Origin of the sequence: Pseudoalteromonas sp. S4492 (genome assembly GCF_005886115.1) — a bacterium.
Taxonomy (GTDB): domain Bacteria; phylum Pseudomonadota; class Gammaproteobacteria; order Enterobacterales; family Alteromonadaceae; genus Pseudoalteromonas; species Pseudoalteromonas gelatinilytica.
In genome coordinates this window covers 18387-33244 of record NZ_PNCP01000041.1, presented here as the reverse complement: position 1 = coordinate 33244, position 14858 = coordinate 18387, and the positions used below count along the sequence as shown (strand labels likewise).

The window sequence follows — 14858 nt, the reverse complement described above, 5'->3', positions numbered from 1 at the left end:
TCGAATTCTACCAGTTTTGCATCTCAACTAATCGAGACTCGGTACGCGCATACTCAAATGCCAGCTTTTGACCTTGATATAAATCGCTAATTCCCATCTTGGCCGAAATCACCAGTAATCGGCTGCGATCATAAAACTCATCAACCAAAGCAATAAAGCGCCGCGCTTCATCATCTAAAAAGTGTTCTTGTAAATCCTGCTTTTCTCGCTGATAGCTATCTTCAATGCCATGCACAATTTGTTTGCCCGTGGCTCCGCACCCCATGACCGGCACATTGACTAAATAAACGCGCTGAAAACGCTCTGCCAAATAAATATAATCCGCGGTGCTTCTGGGTCCTGAGCAAAGCGCCATAAAATCAAACATAATGGCGTCTTGAGCGAGCAAGATACAGCTAAGCTTGCGATGGCAAACTTCTATCGTTGTTTGCTTTTGTACCGCTTGCTCTTGCTTTAAAAAGCGCTCTGTTAGCGCCTCTTTGTTATCAATAAAATAGTGTTCGGTTTGTTTGCCAAAGCGAAAACGATGATCTTTGTCGCCTTCGACACTCAAAATATGGCAATGCTCATTTAATAAATCGATAGTGGGTAAAAATCGTGCTCGCTGTAAACCGTTACGATACAACTGCTCCGGTTGGCAGTTTGAGGTCGCCACTAACACCACTTGCTGCTCAAACAAGGCGTTGAATAAGCCACCTAAGATCATGGCATCGCCAATATCAGACACAAAAAACTCATCAAAACAAATCAAGCGAATGTGCTCTGCCCACTCCTTAGCAATCACCGTCAGCGGGTTTTTCTGCCCTTGCAGCTGAGTCAAACGCTCATGCACTTGCTTCATAAAATGGTGAAAGTGCAAACGCTGCTTAGCCTCAATATTAACAAGCTTAAAAAACACGTCCATTAACATGGATTTACCACGCCCTACTGGGCCATATAAATAAACCCCTTTTACTGGCTTTGCGCTTTGCCACCAATGGCTTGGTGAAGCCAGTTCGGTGGCTAGTTTATCAAGAGCATTAATCGCTGTGCGCTGGGCATGGTCTTCTTGCAAATCACCTTTGGCTATTTGCGCTTGGTAATACTGTAATATTTGTCCTTGCTGTACTGTCATAGGTAACTAGTATCCGCTATACTCGCCGCCATTGTAGCCGACTAAAAATGTGATCCCAATGAAATTTCCATGCCGTTTAGATAAATTTATCAGCCATATTGCCGAGTTACCTCGCAGTAAAACCAAAGCAGGTATCAAACGTAAATACGCCACCGTTAATGGCGAGGTGATCACCTCATTTGACTATTCTGTCAACCAAGATGACGACGTGCGCTGGCAAGGCGAGCCTCTGGTATTTTTAGGTAAGCGCTACTACATGCTTAATAAGCCTGCGGGCTATGTATGTGCCAACAAAGATGACCTTCACCCAACGGTATTTGATTTACTTGATGAACCAAATATGAGCGACTTTCATGTTGCTGGTCGCTTAGATATCGATACCACAGGGTTAGTGATCATCACCAATGATGGCGACTGGTCACATAAAATTACAGCACCAAAGCACAACAAATTCAAAACATATTTAGTTGAAATTCAAGACACTATTGATGATGAAGCGATTGCAGCGTTAGAGCAAGGGGTGCAATTGCACAACGAAAAAGAGCTCACTCGCCCTGCGATTGTTGAAAAACTTGCAAGCTACAGCTTACGTCTTTCAATTTGCGAAGGTAAATACCATCAAGTTAAGCGAATGCTTGCGGCTGTAGGTAATAAAGTTGTTGAATTACATCGTGAAAAAATAGCTGATATCACCCTTGATGAAAACCTTGCAAGCGGTGAATATCGTGCCCTAACAGAAGCCGAACTGAAGCTCTAAATAGGTACTTGAGTAAAAATCATGATAACGCTGTCATTTTTCCTTAATAAAACCAGATAAACGTGGTAGAAGTTAACAGGGGAAATAATAAAGGAGGCTGACTGTGTTATCAGGATTAGCTTTAAAAACAAAAATCACCTTATTTGCTATTGCTATGTTTATTGCGTTATCTGCGATAGCGTTACTCGGCTTACAATCTTTACGCCATGCCAGCGAAAGCGACAACATCGCGCGTATCAACCAGCTCATGAAGAGCACCACTAATATTGTTGAGCAATTTGAGTTGATGGTTAAAAACAATCAACTCGAAGAAGCACAGGCAAAAAAACTCGCTATTCAGGTACTTCGAGAAAATAAATACCACGACTCAGAATATGTGTATGTCGTCGACAACAACTTAGATTTTGTCGCCACGCCGCACGACCCTGAACTGCACGGCACCAGCTTTAACGACTTTAAAGATGCCAGCGGCAACAGCATCGGCCGTATGGTCGAAAAGCTAGTAGGCAACACAACCAATAAAATCATCACCTATCACTGGGATTCGGTGCGTAATGGGGAAACCGTTGATCTAACTTCTGTCGTGCAAAAAACACCGCTGTTTGGCTGGTATGTTGGTACAGGCATTAGCGCCAAAGAAGTTGATGAACGTTATTGGAATACTGCAAAGTGGTTGCTGGGCTTATCTATGCTTATAGCCATTGCGCTAACTTTTGCCATTGCTCGCTTTGGCTCATCGCTCACCAATGCCTTGGGCGGCGAAATTGACGAAGTAATTGGTATTGTTAAAAACGTCTCTCGCGGCAACTTAAACTCACATATTCGCCAAGATGCTCCACCTGAGAGCATTATTGCTGCCATGCATTACATGCAGCAAGGTTTACGTGGCGTTGTTGGCGGCATTAAAGGTGTTACAGATAGCTTAAAAAACCAAAGTGTCGATAACGAATATCGCTCTGTTGAGCTCGATAAACTGACTCGTAGCCTAAACGAAGAAACACAAATGGTTGCTTCTGCTATCACCGAGTTAACAGCCTCAGCACAAACCGTTGTAGAACATGCTGAGCAAGCGGCTTACTCAGTGCAAGAAGCTGAGCAGCAAGGTCAAAGTGCTAGCCACTTAACCAGCGAGGCTGCTGATACCATCGCGCTTTTAGAGCAGCAAATTGACAGCGCTGGTAATAACATTCAAGTACTTGATGATGAAGTAAATAACATCGCAAATGTACTTACCGTTATTCAAGGTATTGCCGAACAAACGAACTTACTTGCGCTTAACGCGGCGATAGAAGCTGCCCGTGCAGGTGAGCAAGGACGAGGCTTTGCTGTAGTCGCTGATGAAGTTCGCGGGCTTGCCCAGCGCACACAAACCAGCACTGAAGAAATCCGCAATATGATTGGCAAACTGCAGGCTGCAACCCAAGATGCCAAATCATCTGTTTCGCTTAGTATTAGTACCAGCGAACAAACCGTTGAAAAGTCGACTAAAGCCAATGAAGAACTAAAACGGGTTGCCAGCTCACTCAGCGCAATTGCACAAATGAGCCATCAAATAGCCATTGCTGCAAAAGAACAGCTTGATGCTGGTGAAGACACCGCCAAGCGCATCGTAACTATCTCCGACACGGCTTCACAAACGGCTAATGTATCTAATCAGGCTCATACTGCAACCGATTTGATCAAAGGCCTTACTAGCGATTTAGAAACTGAAACCGCTAAGTTTAGCTAATTCAAACAAGTAAAAACGAAAAAGCCCAGCAACTGCTGGGCTTTCTCGTTTTAAATTCGTATTAAGACTTTATTTGTACCAAATCAAAATCGGCCATCCCCGGCACCATTTGTTGTAATCGTGATTCGGTGACATCTAACGAGTTCAAGCACTCACAGTACTCTGAGGCCTTCATCTCTAATTGCTCTGCTTTCTTTTGCAGTGATTTATCAATTTCTTTTGAGATGATATCCATACGCTGCCCCATATCATTGATACGGTCTTCGATGTTACCTTCGCGCGATTTAAAAGCATCGCCTAGCGAAACTAAAATAGCGCCAAGTGAACCGTGGACTGCAGAGTGAATTTTTTGGCTGATTTCTTTGGTAAAAAAGTCATCGATTTTCGACAGCGACTGCGGGGCAATAAAGAAAAAGTCATCACCACGCTTAAATTTATCCATCAGTGCACGCTCAACATATTGCAGCTGAGTTTTTAGCACTTCAGGCTCTTTGTCTGACATACCCTCAACAACTTGCTCGATGGCACTTAAACCAAGGTTTACACCATCGGTCGCCAGGTCAACAAGTTCAGGGACGGTTTGCCTAATGCCTCGACTGAACTGCTCCACAACTTTGCTTTCTTCAGGGCTTAAATCAACCCAATAACCTCGTATAAACAATTGGTTATCGTTGTTGATCTGTACGCGAGTTTGACCTTTATCAACAATACGAATGACATCATCAGTGATGATCAAGCCATGGCTTAGCTCTACATCGCATTGTTTTTTTTCTAGGGTTGCGTAGCTGGAAAAGCTAGAGAATGTAATGGCCGCTGCTAACAACGAGCGAGAAAAGAACGCCATATACACCTCAAAAAGACAAAAAAGGAAGGCCGCTAGATTAGCAAATATCCAATTTTATGCAAGTAAAACGCCTAGCTATGCTAGGCGTCTTAAAAGAAAGGTGGATTAAATTGGTGAGCCCGGTGGCATTGGCAACACTTTAAAGTTTGCAGGCCATTCACCGCTTTCTAAAAAGTGACTGATTTGCTCGCTTAAATATTGCTTAAATGCACTGTTACCAACGGATGCACTGCCTAGCATTGATTCTTGCTGGTAACTCTTTGCAAGTTTAGCTAAGTAGTAACGTAACTGAGCTTGTACTTCGGGTGCCACCTCATTGCTTGCCACTAAATCAGCAAACTGTTTCGCCGTTAAAAGCTGCACACGTTGACTAATTTTACCAGCCATACCTGAAGCAATTTTTTGCTCGAAAACTTGCTGATAAGTTTGTGCTAATAGCGCATCTAAACCATAAAATGCATCGCTTCGTGCTTGCTGCTGCGCTAAACGGTTAATGCGTTGGCTATTAAAAAGTAGGCTCAAGGTATGTGCTGCAGCAACCTCTGGCAGTGCCATCGCATCAAGCGTGAGGCCTGTGCGGCCAACAATGCTCTCCCGTGATTTTGATTCACCATATGCTTTTGGTGGAATAAGTGCTAATACCAACTCAGGTAAAACAAGGTTCTCAGCTTTTAGTGTCGCAAGCACTGCATCGGCTGCTGCTTGTTGTGTTTGCTTTGTAACAACCTGCGCCCCTTTTGGTTGTGAGCCATCGCGTACTTCGTATTCGTAATTTACACCGGCAATTAATTTAACCGCCGCTTCAACTTGATAGCGATGGAACAAATAAAGCGGCACCAGCATTTCTTCTAATTGCGATAAAGCAGTGCCTGTTTTGATGTTTTCGATACCAAAGCTCGTCAGTGCTTGTTTACGAACATCAAGTACACGCATTAGCTCATCACTTGGTGAACTGCCGTTATCCCATAAATGCCCTGTTGGGTGAGCACCACCTTGAGCGCGGGCATCACTGTCTGAAATAAATTCCAGCCCTTTGCTTTTGTTTTCAGCTAAAATTGCGGCCAATTGCTGTGCTTCATCTTGATTAGTGAAATCACTATAACCATATTTAATAACTTGGGTGTCCCACACACCCATACCAGCAGCATAGCCTCGGCTTACATCTAATTTACCTTGCTCATCAAAGCTCAGTAGTGGGTGTGGATAATCCATTACAGAGGCTCTGTCTGCCACTGACGCTGCAAAGTTATGCGAAATACCTAAAGTATGCCCTACTTCATGAGCGCTTAATTGACGAATACGATCAAGTGCCATGGCTTGTAAACGCTTAGCCACTTCATTGCCTTCAAAATAGGGAGCTGCTAATGCTTCTGCAATTAGGATATCTTGACGTACGCGAAGTGAACCCAGTGTCACATGGCCTTTGATAATTTCGCCAGTTCGAGGGTCAATCACTGAGCTTCCATATGACCAACCACGTGTTGCACGGTGCACCCATTGAATTACGTTGTAGCGAATATCCATAGGGTCGGCATCATCAGGGAGCACTTTAACGATAAATGCGTTCTTATAACCTGCTTCATTAAAGGCATCATTCCACCATTTAGCCCCATCAAGTAACGCTGTTTTAACTGGCTCGGGTACGCCCGGATCTAAGTAATAAACAATCGGCTCAACGGGCTCGCTGATTGGCAAGCTCGGATCTTTTTTCGCTAAACGATGACGCGGGATGTAACGCACATACATAGACTCGCCCAGCGCTGCCGCATAATCTTTGTGCTCAATGCTCCAAAAACCTGCTTGCGGGTGGAACTTGCGCGGGGTGTAATTATCATCAGGTAATTCAATTAATGAGTGATGCATATGTACTGTCAGTGCGTAAGGGTCTGCACTCACTTGGCGTACATACTCTCCTGGGTTATTACCTTGAAAAGTAAGCACGGCTTCTAATTCAGTATTTTTTTCAAACGCTTTTGAGCGCGCTAAATATACCGCACTGCGGTTGCTATCTAAGTTAAAGCCTCCCTGCCCGGTTGCCAATAAACGACGGCTTACACCATGAACATCGCTTAATAAATAAGGGGTGTAATCCACGAGTACCGCAGTGTCTGACTGAGCTACAACGCTAAAACCCGCTAAAATACTCGATGCGAATGCCTCTTTAATACTTTGTTGTTCCGCAAGGTTATTAGTATTAGCGCGGTAATAAGTATTGATAGCTCTTAGCATCACCTTATCGCCAAAACGCTCAAACTGTACTAAATGTGTGTCACCTAACTGACCGCGATCTAAGCCAATATCATTTGAACCAACACCGTAAGGTAGGCTTTGTTGTAGTAAAAATTGTTGCTCGAGTTTATCCACCTCAAGATACAATTTGCCGTTTTCTGTGTCGTAGTAAAATGAAAAATAGCCTGAAAAATGAGTCATTTTTTCAGTAAAATCATTTATAGACTTAATTGCTGCGTGTGCTTGAGTTATCATAGTAAGTAGCACAGCTAAGAGCAGATATCGTAGTAATGGTATTTTTTGCATAATCTTATCTTTGTTATTCGCGTTTTAAATACTGTATAGGTATTAAGCAGTATAAAGTACCGTTTATAAAAATCAGCTATTTAAGACGAAATTCAGCGCTTGCTAAGACATTCTCTCTCACACTAAAAATGTCTGGCTACAACGTTATCAGGAAAATAGAATGCGTAGACTCCCACCGGTATTGTTAGAAGATGGTTGCCCTCGTGAACTGATCTCATTGATCAGAACGGTACTTGCGGCATGTAAAGAAATTTCATTTCGTGTTGGTCAAGGCGCCCTATCTGGCGTATTAGGCTCAACCCTAGACGAAAACATTCAGGGTGAAACACAGAAAAAACTCGATGTTCTAACTAACCAACTTTTAAAAGATATTTTATTAGAATCGGGCTACGTAAAAGCCATTGCCTCTGAAGAAGAAGACTTCACCGTTGCGGGTAATCCAGATGCCAACTACATTGTTGCATTCGACCCACTTGATGGCTCATCAAATACTGATATCAACTCACTCGTTGGTACGATTTTCTCAATTATGGCGGCGCCTGAAGGGGCTGATCCGGCTGATCCTAGTATTTTTATGCAACCGGGTAAAAACCAAGTTGCAGCGGGTTATGTATTATATGGCCCATCTACCGTGCTGGCGTTAACAACCGGCAAAGGCACACGCTTTTTCACCTTAGATAAAACGCACGGTACCTTCTTATTAACGCAAGATTTTGCAAGCGTACCTGAAGAAACGAGCGAATTTGCAATCAATGCTTCAAACCAACGTCATTGGCAACCAGCGATGCAAAATTACATCAATGACCTAATTGCTGGTGACACAGGCCCACGTGGTCGTAACTTTAACATGCGCTGGATTGCTGCAATGGTCGGTGATGTGCACCGTGTATTATGTCGTGGTGGTATTTTTACTTACCCAACCGACACGAAAGATCCAAATAAACCGAACAAATTACGTTTACTATACGAAGCAAACCCAATGGCAATGTTAATTGAACAGGCTGGCGGTATTGCCTCAACAGGCACTGAGCGCATCATGGACATTCAACCCGATGCAATTCACCAACGTGTTGCGGTGATCTTAGGCTCGAAGAACGAAGTGGAAACGTGCTTAAGCTATCATAAGTAGTAAAGATTAAGATTTTTATACGTCTGCAAAAAACGCGATGTGCTTTCACATCGCGTTTTTTATGCTAACTACAACAAGCCGAAATAAAGAGAGTCCGACTCGTTAGCATATACTCGAAAACCTGCACTAGCATTGTGTATGCGCTCATACTCCTTTAAAATAGCGCCCTTGCATATCATCGAGGCTGGCTGTGTTACTCAATTATAATCCCCCAATGACACCTTATTTAAGTATTGTTTATCAAGACGATGATTTACTTATTGTGAATAAACCAAGTGGTTTACTTACTGTGCCGGGAAAAGATCCGAAACACGCCGATTGTCTTATTTCACGCGTTAATCGTGTATTTCCAACTGCGAAAATTGTTCATCGCTTAGATATGGCAACCTCTGGCATTATTTGCTTAGCCATGCACAAAGAAGCGCATCGTAATTTAAGTATTCAATTTCAAGATAGAAAAACCGCGAAACGCTACATTGCTCGTGTATTTGGTAAGCTTGATCAACAAACAGGATCGGTAGATTTGCCACTTATTTGTGATTGGCCGAACCGCCCAAAGCAAATGGTTGATCACGACAATGGCAAACCGTCATTGACCCACTTTAAAGTACTTGAGCGTGAACAGAGTTCAACTCGTGTCGAGCTGACCCCTATCACTGGGCGTTCTCACCAACTACGTGTGCACATGCTGTCATTAGGTCACCCTATTTTAGGCGATAAGTTGTATGCGCATCCCGAGGCATTTGCCATGGCTCCTCGCTTACAACTGCATGCCGAAATGCTAACTTTAGCTCACCCAGTCAGCGGCGAAACACTGATTTTTGAAGCTGCTCCTGAGTTTTAAGACAATTCGCTAAATATTTAATAAAGACTGCCGATAGTTAATTAATCACTGATTTAATTAAAGACTCAGGTAATATCGGCATGAATTTAAAACCCGCACATCGCTTAGCTTACGCAGCCTGTTTTGCGTTGATGGGCAATGTGAATGCTGCCGATTTTATTAAACCGACCCCTTGGTCAAGTTTGGTTACTAACGATATTCAACGCTTTTTACCAAGTGATGAAGTACGTACTCTGCTTGCCGGTGAAGATGAGTTCATTAGCTTATATCGTCAATCGATGGCAGCAAGCCAACGCGGGATTGTGCTCATTATTCCTGATTGGCAGCACCTACCCACTAATAATGCCGGTATTAACTTTTTGCGTAAGCAGTTAAACGAAATTGGCTATGCAACCCTTGCCATGACCATGCCTGACATTGATTGGCACCCTGCTGATATGGCAACGCCTAAGCCATCAGAAAGCTCTAAAACTGAATCTACGACACAAAGTGATGAGCAAGCAGTTCCTGCTCCACTAGCCGAAACACAACAAGCGCCTCACTTTGTTACAGGTGAACCTAATATTAGTGAAGCCGTGCTTGATGATTATAAATTAAAGCTAATTGCCAGATTCAATGCCTTGTATAACAGTGCAATGGACGAAGGCGGCAACATTATTGTAGTAGCTCAAGGTGCCAGTGCGGGGCTATTGATTGAGCATTATGCTAGCTTTCCAAATAACGAATTAAACGCATTTATTAGCCTAGGAAGTTATTTACCTAACAGTGTTCGAAACCAGCATCTCAATGCCACGCTTTCGACTATCAGCCCACCGTTACTGGATATTTTTTATAGTGAGGGTAACCCTGACACACTGCAAAGTGTAAAAGACAGAAAACGCTGGGTAAGAAAACACGCTAAATATGACTACCGACAAAGAGAGTTATTTGGTGTTCCTTCAGAGCCTGAGCAGCATCAGCGGCTGCTCAAAGAAGTAGACGGCTTTTTACGCCGCCTTTTTTAAATACTCGTAAGCCGCTTGAATATCTTGGCTTTTCTTTACTGCAACTTCCATCATATGTTTTGGTAGACCTTGTGATACCAGCTTATCGGGGTGATGTTGAGCCATGAGTTTTCGATAAGCTACTTTTATATCTCGTGCCGATGCATCACTGTTTAAGCCTAAAAGCGCTAATGCTTGGGCGCGATTCATAGCATTATTAGGTGGCACACGATGACCACGTTCTTCTCTATGGGTGCTACGATTTTGCTGGCTTTGTTGACGCTGCTGTTCATAAAAACGTTGCTGTTGCTGGCGAAATGCAAATTCGGCTTGGTAGCGTTTTAATAAAATTGCAAACTGAGTACGCGATATACCTAACTGCTTGCTCACCTCTTGCAAAAGCTGCTTTTCTTGCTCTGCAAGGTGACCATCAGAAAAGGCCATTTGAATTTGTATTTCAAGGAATAGTTGCAATAGGTCATGACGTCGAGCAAAGCGCTCTTTAAAGTCATGAACCGTTTCTTTTAGTGAAAAGTCAGCTTCTTTACCGCTTCGAAAGGCATCTTGTGCTTCGCGACGCTCATCGCCTGAGAGCCCCATTTCGTCCATAAAGACACTGGCAGCACGAATATGCGTTTCACTAACACGGCCATTTGATTTGGCAATATGCCCCATCACTGCAAAACAGCTAGAAAAGAAAAGTGCTTGGCGTTCGTTAATATCATCGCCTTTAAACAAACCAGAGAAACCACCGGCTTTATCAAAATCTTGTTTTAAGCTGCGATCGAACATATGGCCTAGGTATAGGCCCAGTAAGGCTCCTATAAACTTGCCAAACATAAAGCCAAAACAAAAACCGAGTACTTTTCCCCACATAATCTGGCAAACCTCTGTTGTTATTACAAAGCGAAACGCTGATTGATTTCGTCGAGTCTGGCAGGTGTGCCAATGTCATCCCATTGACCTAAATAAAGTTCAGTCGAAACCTGATGCTCACTGAGCTTTTCTCGCAAAATAGGCCCAAGTGGACGAACACCAGTGCTGAGACCTTTAAAGAAATCAGCATGATAACGACTTATACCGGAAAAAGTATACTTTTGACTATCATGGCTTAGATGACTCAGCGCAAAATCACCATCAGGATTATGCGCAGGATTTTCAACAAGGACAATATGCGCCTCACCGACTTGCAGGTGCAACTGCATTAACGAAGTCACATCGTAATCAGTAAACACATCACCATTGATGACAATAAATTGCTCACCCAATAACGGCAATGCTTGAATGATACCACCAGCGGTTTCAAGCCCCCCAGCCTGCTCTTGGCTGTAAGTGATCGATACACCAAACTGCGAACCATCACCGAAATACTCTGTTATTTTGTCGCCCTGCCAGGCAAGGTTAATAACAATATCGGTAACCCCGGCTTGACGTAAGTTATTAATGTGATGCTCTAATAGTGGCTTGCCGTTAATCTTTAGCATCGGCTTTGGTTGCGTTTCGGTTAGCGGCATCATGCGTTTACCACGCCCTGCCGCTAGGATCATTGCTTTCATTTCGACTCTTTCGTTAAACGCTGCTTGGTCTGTGGAATAATTGTCTGCTCTATCCACTGACCAAGGGCTGTTAACTCTGGGTATTCTTTACTGACATTACTGATGTATGTAAGGGTTGGCAGCACATTATTCAAATAGCCAGACTTACCGTCACGTAATTTTAAGCGGCAAAATATGCCCGCAGCTTTTAAGTGACGCTGCACGCCGGTTAAGTCAAACCAACGTTTAAACATCGCAAATGAGGTGTCTTGCAATAGCTGCTGCTCGCTAAATTCGTCATAAGCGTAATGTAAAAGGTAGTCGAGTTCTTGCTCTGGTAGCTTGAAATAGCAATCCCTTAATAACGAAACAAGGTCATAACACACCGGCCCTTGTACGGCATCTTGATAATCGATGATTGCCCATTGCTGCCCTGTGCGCATAATATTGCGGCTATGGAAGTCTCGGTGCACCGTAACAATTGGTTGCTCAAGCGCATTATTAATTAATAACTCACAGGCTTGTTGCCACATTTGCTGCTCATCAGCAGAGAGTTGCTCACCAATAAAGTTATCGACTAACCAATCTCTAAAAATGCTTAGCTCAAATTGTAAAAAATCGCCATCAAATACTTTCATATATTGGGCAGGCGGGATTTGCGCCCACTGTGCACTTAACTTTATTAGATGTTTGTAGTGTAAAGTGCGGTCTTCGTCGCCCAGTAAATCAGCCAAATGAGTATTGCCTAAATCACTCAGCAAGAAGAAGCCTTGCTTTTCATCTGCCTGAAGAATTTTTGGTAATTTAAACCCATGCTGAGAAAATACTTTGTTAAGTTCTATATAAGGTGTGTTATCTAGTTTGTCTGGATCTGAGTCCATGACAATATAGCTTTGATCACCTGTATTTACACGGAAATAACGGCGAAAACTCGCATCCCCAGTGATGGCGGCTAATTGATATTCATCCTCTTTAAAGTGAGGATTTAAAAACTGCTGTAAACTTTTATAACGATTCATTTAGTAAGATATCTATTTTTCACTAAGTCAATTACTGTATTTGCCATTGTTTTCCTTTATTATGTCTAGCTTATATCCAACCAAAGAGCATTAAGGTCATTAAATGAGCAAAACCTGGGGCATAATGATGCTAAGCGTACTTAGCGCACCATCGTTCGCCGAAACTGAACTGACACACAATTTTTGTGGCACTTCAATGCAAACCAGAGCTTGGCAACCGCTCCCTGGCCTTGAACTTAATATGATCGATATCAAATCCGATGATATTGAACTATTGGGTACCCAAAGCGCAGAATTTACCGGTAATGTAGATATTAACACCCTAACGATGAATTTGTCCGCACAAAGTGCACTGATTGACAAACAACGTGGGTTACTTAATGCAACCGGCCCTATCGTTTATCGCGATAAAGTAAGCCAAATTAATAGCTCTGGGCTCAATGCGGATTTAAATAATTCTGAATTAAGCTTGCTTGGTGCTGATTATAAGCTCACCGACCAACTTGGTCATGGTGGCGCAGAAAAACTAACAGTCAACGAGTCTGGCCTAAACCTGATGAACGCAAGCTTTACTACCTGCCCCGGCGAAACACCGGTGTGGGCAATCGAAGCTGACGAAATTGACTTATCAAGTGAAGATGGCTGGGGCGAAACCCACAATACCGTATTACGAGTATTTGATACGCCCGTGCTTTATATTCCCTATTTTACGTTTCCGTTAGATGACCGCCGTAAATCAGGTTTATTAACACCTAATTTCTCAAGTTCTGGTCGCTACGGTATTGAAACTATCACTCCGTATTATTGGAATATTGCACCTAATTACGACGCCACCATTACGCCTCGCTATATGTCGAAGCGCGGCTTACAAATGATTGGTGAGTTTCGTTATTTAACTGAGCAAAACAACGGTCTCATTGCCGTTGAATACTTAGATAAAGATGATGAAGAGCCAAATGTTGACTCGCGTTATCTATTCCATTGGCAGCAGCAAAGCTACTTTGGTGAGAACTGGCGCGGTAATATCGATATTACTAACGTTAGTGATGATAACTACTTAACCGATTTAAATTCTGGTTATGCGACCCGTACAGACACTCAGTTATACCGCACAGGTTCACTCACCCACTTAGGTGACACTTGGCGTACTAATATCAAGTTGCAAAGTTTTGAAGTGCTTGGTGATCACCGCGAATCATACGCGGCGCTGCCACAAATTAGCTTTTCGCAAACTGATGCCTATAACTTTTATGGCGTTGATTTAACCTTAGATGGTGAGCTTAGCTACTTCACGAATGATGATGCCGTCATTGATGAAGCAAGCCGTGTTCACATAGAACCGAAAGCAAGTTTTGGTTATCAAGAATATGCCTGGTCGTTTTTATCTGAATTCAGTTTACTGCATACAGAATATAATCAGCATGGTGATTTAACAGGTACCGACTACGACGAAAAAGTCACCCGTACCCTGCCAAAAGTGCGATTATACAGCCAATTAAATTTTGAGCGTGATACTGCGTTTTTCTTTAAAGATGGTATTCAAACACTTGAACCACAAATTCAGTACTTGTACACCCCTAATAAAGACCAATCAAACATTGGCCTTTACGATACAACAAAATTACAAGACGACTTTTTTGGTTTATTTAGAGACCGTCGATTCTCAAGCATCGACCGCATTGCCACTGCGAACCAATTTACGTTAGGTGCGACAACTCGCCTGTTTAGCAGTGAAAACGAAGAAGTATTTAATTTCAGCGCTGGCCAAATATTCTATTTAAGTGATGATGCTAAACCTACATCACAAGGTATTAATGTTGATACTAACTACAATGCCTTGTTCGCAGCGCAAACCATGTTACATTGGCACCGTCGCTGGTATTTATCAGGTGGTATTCAATACGACACTGATGGTAAAGAAATTATTCAATCAAATATCACCTTAGATTATAAAGGTGACGATAAACAGCTCGTGCAATTGAACCATCGCTATGCAAATGATGTCTCAGGCAATACAATCGAGCAAGTTGGTCTATTTACCAGCATTCCGCTATCGCAAGATTGGCAGTTTGTTGGCAGCTATCACCGCGATTTAGAAAGTGGTCGTAGTATTGAGGTTTTCAGCGGTCTTCAGTATGAATCGTGCTGTTGGGCGTTTCAAATCACAGGCCGTCGTCAAATCGAAACTGATTTAAACCAGGCGATTGGTCAAGAGCAAGCAACCTTTGATACCAGTATTGGCTTCAATATCGTATTAAAAGGGCTTGGAAGTAAAAGCCGTTATGATGCACAAAAATTATTACAACAAGGTATTTTTGGCTATCGTAGACCGTATTTTCTTAATAACTAGTACCGCAGTACTATTAGCA

At 42.8% G+C, this 14858-nt stretch carries 12 protein-coding genes; 6 read left to right on the top strand and 6 right to left on the bottom strand.

Going from position 1 to position 14858, the window contains the following annotated elements; all coding sequences use genetic code 11:
- Positions 1 to 7: 7 nt before the first annotated feature.
- Complete coding sequence (zapE, locus tag CWC28_RS13745) at positions 8 to 1114, bottom strand: cell division protein ZapE (protein WP_105174890.1); 1107 nt, start codon at positions 1112 to 1114, stop codon at positions 8 to 10.
- Between the two features lie 58 nt (positions 1115 to 1172).
- On the opposite strand from zapE, the gene rsuA reads away from it, so the two are divergent.
- Together rsuA and CWC28_RS13735 are read left to right on the top strand one after the other, a co-directional pair.
- The gene (rsuA, locus tag CWC28_RS13740; protein ID WP_063702996.1) at positions 1173 to 1871 is read left to right on the top strand and encodes a 16S rRNA pseudouridine(516) synthase RsuA; all 699 of its coding nucleotides are present in this window, start codon (positions 1173 to 1175) and stop codon (positions 1869 to 1871) included.
- 154 nt (positions 1872 to 2025) lie between these two features.
- A complete protein-coding gene (locus CWC28_RS13735) occupies positions 2026 to 3600 on the top strand; it encodes a methyl-accepting chemotaxis protein (protein ID WP_063703524.1) in 1575 nt (524 codons plus the stop codon).
- A 61-nt stretch (positions 3601 to 3661) separates the two neighbouring features.
- On the opposite strand, the gene CWC28_RS13730 is transcribed toward CWC28_RS13735, so the two are convergent.
- Both CWC28_RS13730 and CWC28_RS13725 read right to left on the bottom strand, forming a co-directional pair.
- Positions 3662 to 4444, bottom strand: coding sequence for a YggN family protein (locus CWC28_RS13730; protein WP_063702994.1), 783 nt, complete (start codon positions 4442 to 4444; stop codon positions 3662 to 3664).
- Positions 4445 to 4549: 105 nt separating this feature from the next.
- Positions 4550 to 6979, bottom strand: coding sequence for a zinc-dependent metalloprotease (locus CWC28_RS13725; protein ID WP_063702992.1), 2430 nt, complete (start codon positions 6977 to 6979; stop codon positions 4550 to 4552).
- A gap of 160 nt (positions 6980 to 7139) precedes the next feature.
- Between CWC28_RS13725 and CWC28_RS13720 the strand changes: the two genes are divergently transcribed.
- From CWC28_RS13720 to CWC28_RS13710, 3 genes are all read left to right on the top strand, one after another.
- Entirely contained in the window at positions 7140 to 8108 is a 969-nt protein-coding gene (locus CWC28_RS13720) for a class 1 fructose-bisphosphatase (RefSeq protein ID WP_063702990.1), read from the top strand.
- Positions 8109 to 8298: 190 nt separating this feature from the next.
- Positions 8299 to 8952 carry a bifunctional tRNA pseudouridine(32) synthase/23S rRNA pseudouridine(746) synthase RluA gene (gene rluA, locus CWC28_RS13715; protein ID WP_082874028.1) on the top strand — a complete coding sequence of 218 codons (654 nt, stop codon included), beginning with the start codon at positions 8299 to 8301 and terminating at the stop codon, positions 8950 to 8952.
- A gap of 80 nt (positions 8953 to 9032) precedes the next feature.
- A complete protein-coding gene (locus tag CWC28_RS13710; RefSeq protein ID WP_063702986.1) occupies positions 9033 to 9956 on the top strand; it encodes a DUF3530 family protein in 924 nt (307 codons plus the stop codon).
- Here CWC28_RS13710 and djlA read toward each other — a convergent pair.
- Genes djlA through CWC28_RS13695 form a run of 3 tightly spaced genes read right to left on the bottom strand, consistent with a single transcriptional unit; the run spans position 9939 to position 12489 of the window.
- The gene (djlA, locus tag CWC28_RS13705; protein ID WP_063702984.1) at positions 9939 to 10811 is read right to left on the bottom strand and encodes a co-chaperone DjlA; all 873 of its coding nucleotides are present in this window, start codon (positions 10809 to 10811) and stop codon (positions 9939 to 9941) included. The two genes, CWC28_RS13710 and djlA, sit on opposite strands and share 18 nt — an antisense overlap.
- A 23-nt stretch (positions 10812 to 10834) precedes the next feature.
- Positions 10835 to 11491 carry an N-acetylmuramate alpha-1-phosphate uridylyltransferase MurU gene (gene murU / locus CWC28_RS13700; RefSeq protein WP_063702982.1) on the bottom strand — a complete coding sequence of 219 codons (657 nt, stop codon included), beginning with the start codon at positions 11489 to 11491 and terminating at the stop codon, positions 10835 to 10837.
- Positions 11488 to 12489: an aminoglycoside phosphotransferase family protein gene (locus CWC28_RS13695; protein WP_063702980.1), complete on the bottom strand. Its 1002-nt coding sequence runs from the start codon at positions 12487 to 12489 to the stop codon at positions 11488 to 11490. Before CWC28_RS13695 ends, murU begins: the two co-directional genes overlap by 4 nt.
- A 103-nt stretch (positions 12490 to 12592) precedes the next feature.
- On the opposite strand from CWC28_RS13695, the gene lptD reads away from it, so the two are divergent.
- Complete coding sequence (lptD, locus tag CWC28_RS13690) at positions 12593 to 14839, top strand: LPS assembly protein LptD (protein WP_063702978.1); 2247 nt, start codon at positions 12593 to 12595, stop codon at positions 14837 to 14839.
- Positions 14840 to 14858: the final 19 nt, after the last annotated feature.

Bases quoted from the DNA above. Each gene is read 5' to 3' on its own strand.
- zapE (WP_105174890.1), bottom strand. From the start codon at position 1,114: ATGACAGTACAGCAAGGACAAATATTACAGTATTACCAAGCGCAAATA.
- rsuA (WP_063702996.1), top strand. From the start codon at position 1,173: ATGAAATTTCCATGCCGTTTAGATAAATTTATCAGCCATATTGCCGAG.
- CWC28_RS13735 (WP_063703524.1), top strand. From the start codon at position 2,026: ATGTTTATTGCGTTATCTGCGATAGCGTTACTCGGCTTACAATCTTTA.
- CWC28_RS13730 (WP_063702994.1), bottom strand. From the start codon at position 4,444: ATGGCGTTCTTTTCTCGCTCGTTGTTAGCAGCGGCCATTACATTCTCT.
- CWC28_RS13725 (WP_063702992.1), bottom strand. From the start codon at position 6,979: ATGCAAAAAATACCATTACTACGATATCTGCTCTTAGCTGTGCTACTT.
- CWC28_RS13720 (WP_063702990.1), top strand. From the start codon at position 7,140: ATGCGTAGACTCCCACCGGTATTGTTAGAAGATGGTTGCCCTCGTGAA.
- CWC28_RS13710 (WP_063702986.1), top strand. From the start codon at position 9,033: ATGAATTTAAAACCCGCACATCGCTTAGCTTACGCAGCCTGTTTTGCG.
- djlA (WP_063702984.1), bottom strand. From the start codon at position 10,811: ATGTGGGGAAAAGTACTCGGTTTTTGTTTTGGCTTTATGTTTGGCAAG.
- murU (WP_063702982.1), bottom strand. From the start codon at position 11,491: ATGAAAGCAATGATCCTAGCGGCAGGGCGTGGTAAACGCATGATGCCG.
- CWC28_RS13695 (WP_063702980.1), bottom strand. From the start codon at position 12,489: ATGAATCGTTATAAAAGTTTACAGCAGTTTTTAAATCCTCACTTTAAA.
- lptD (WP_063702978.1), top strand. From the start codon at position 12,593: ATGAGCAAAACCTGGGGCATAATGATGCTAAGCGTACTTAGCGCACCA.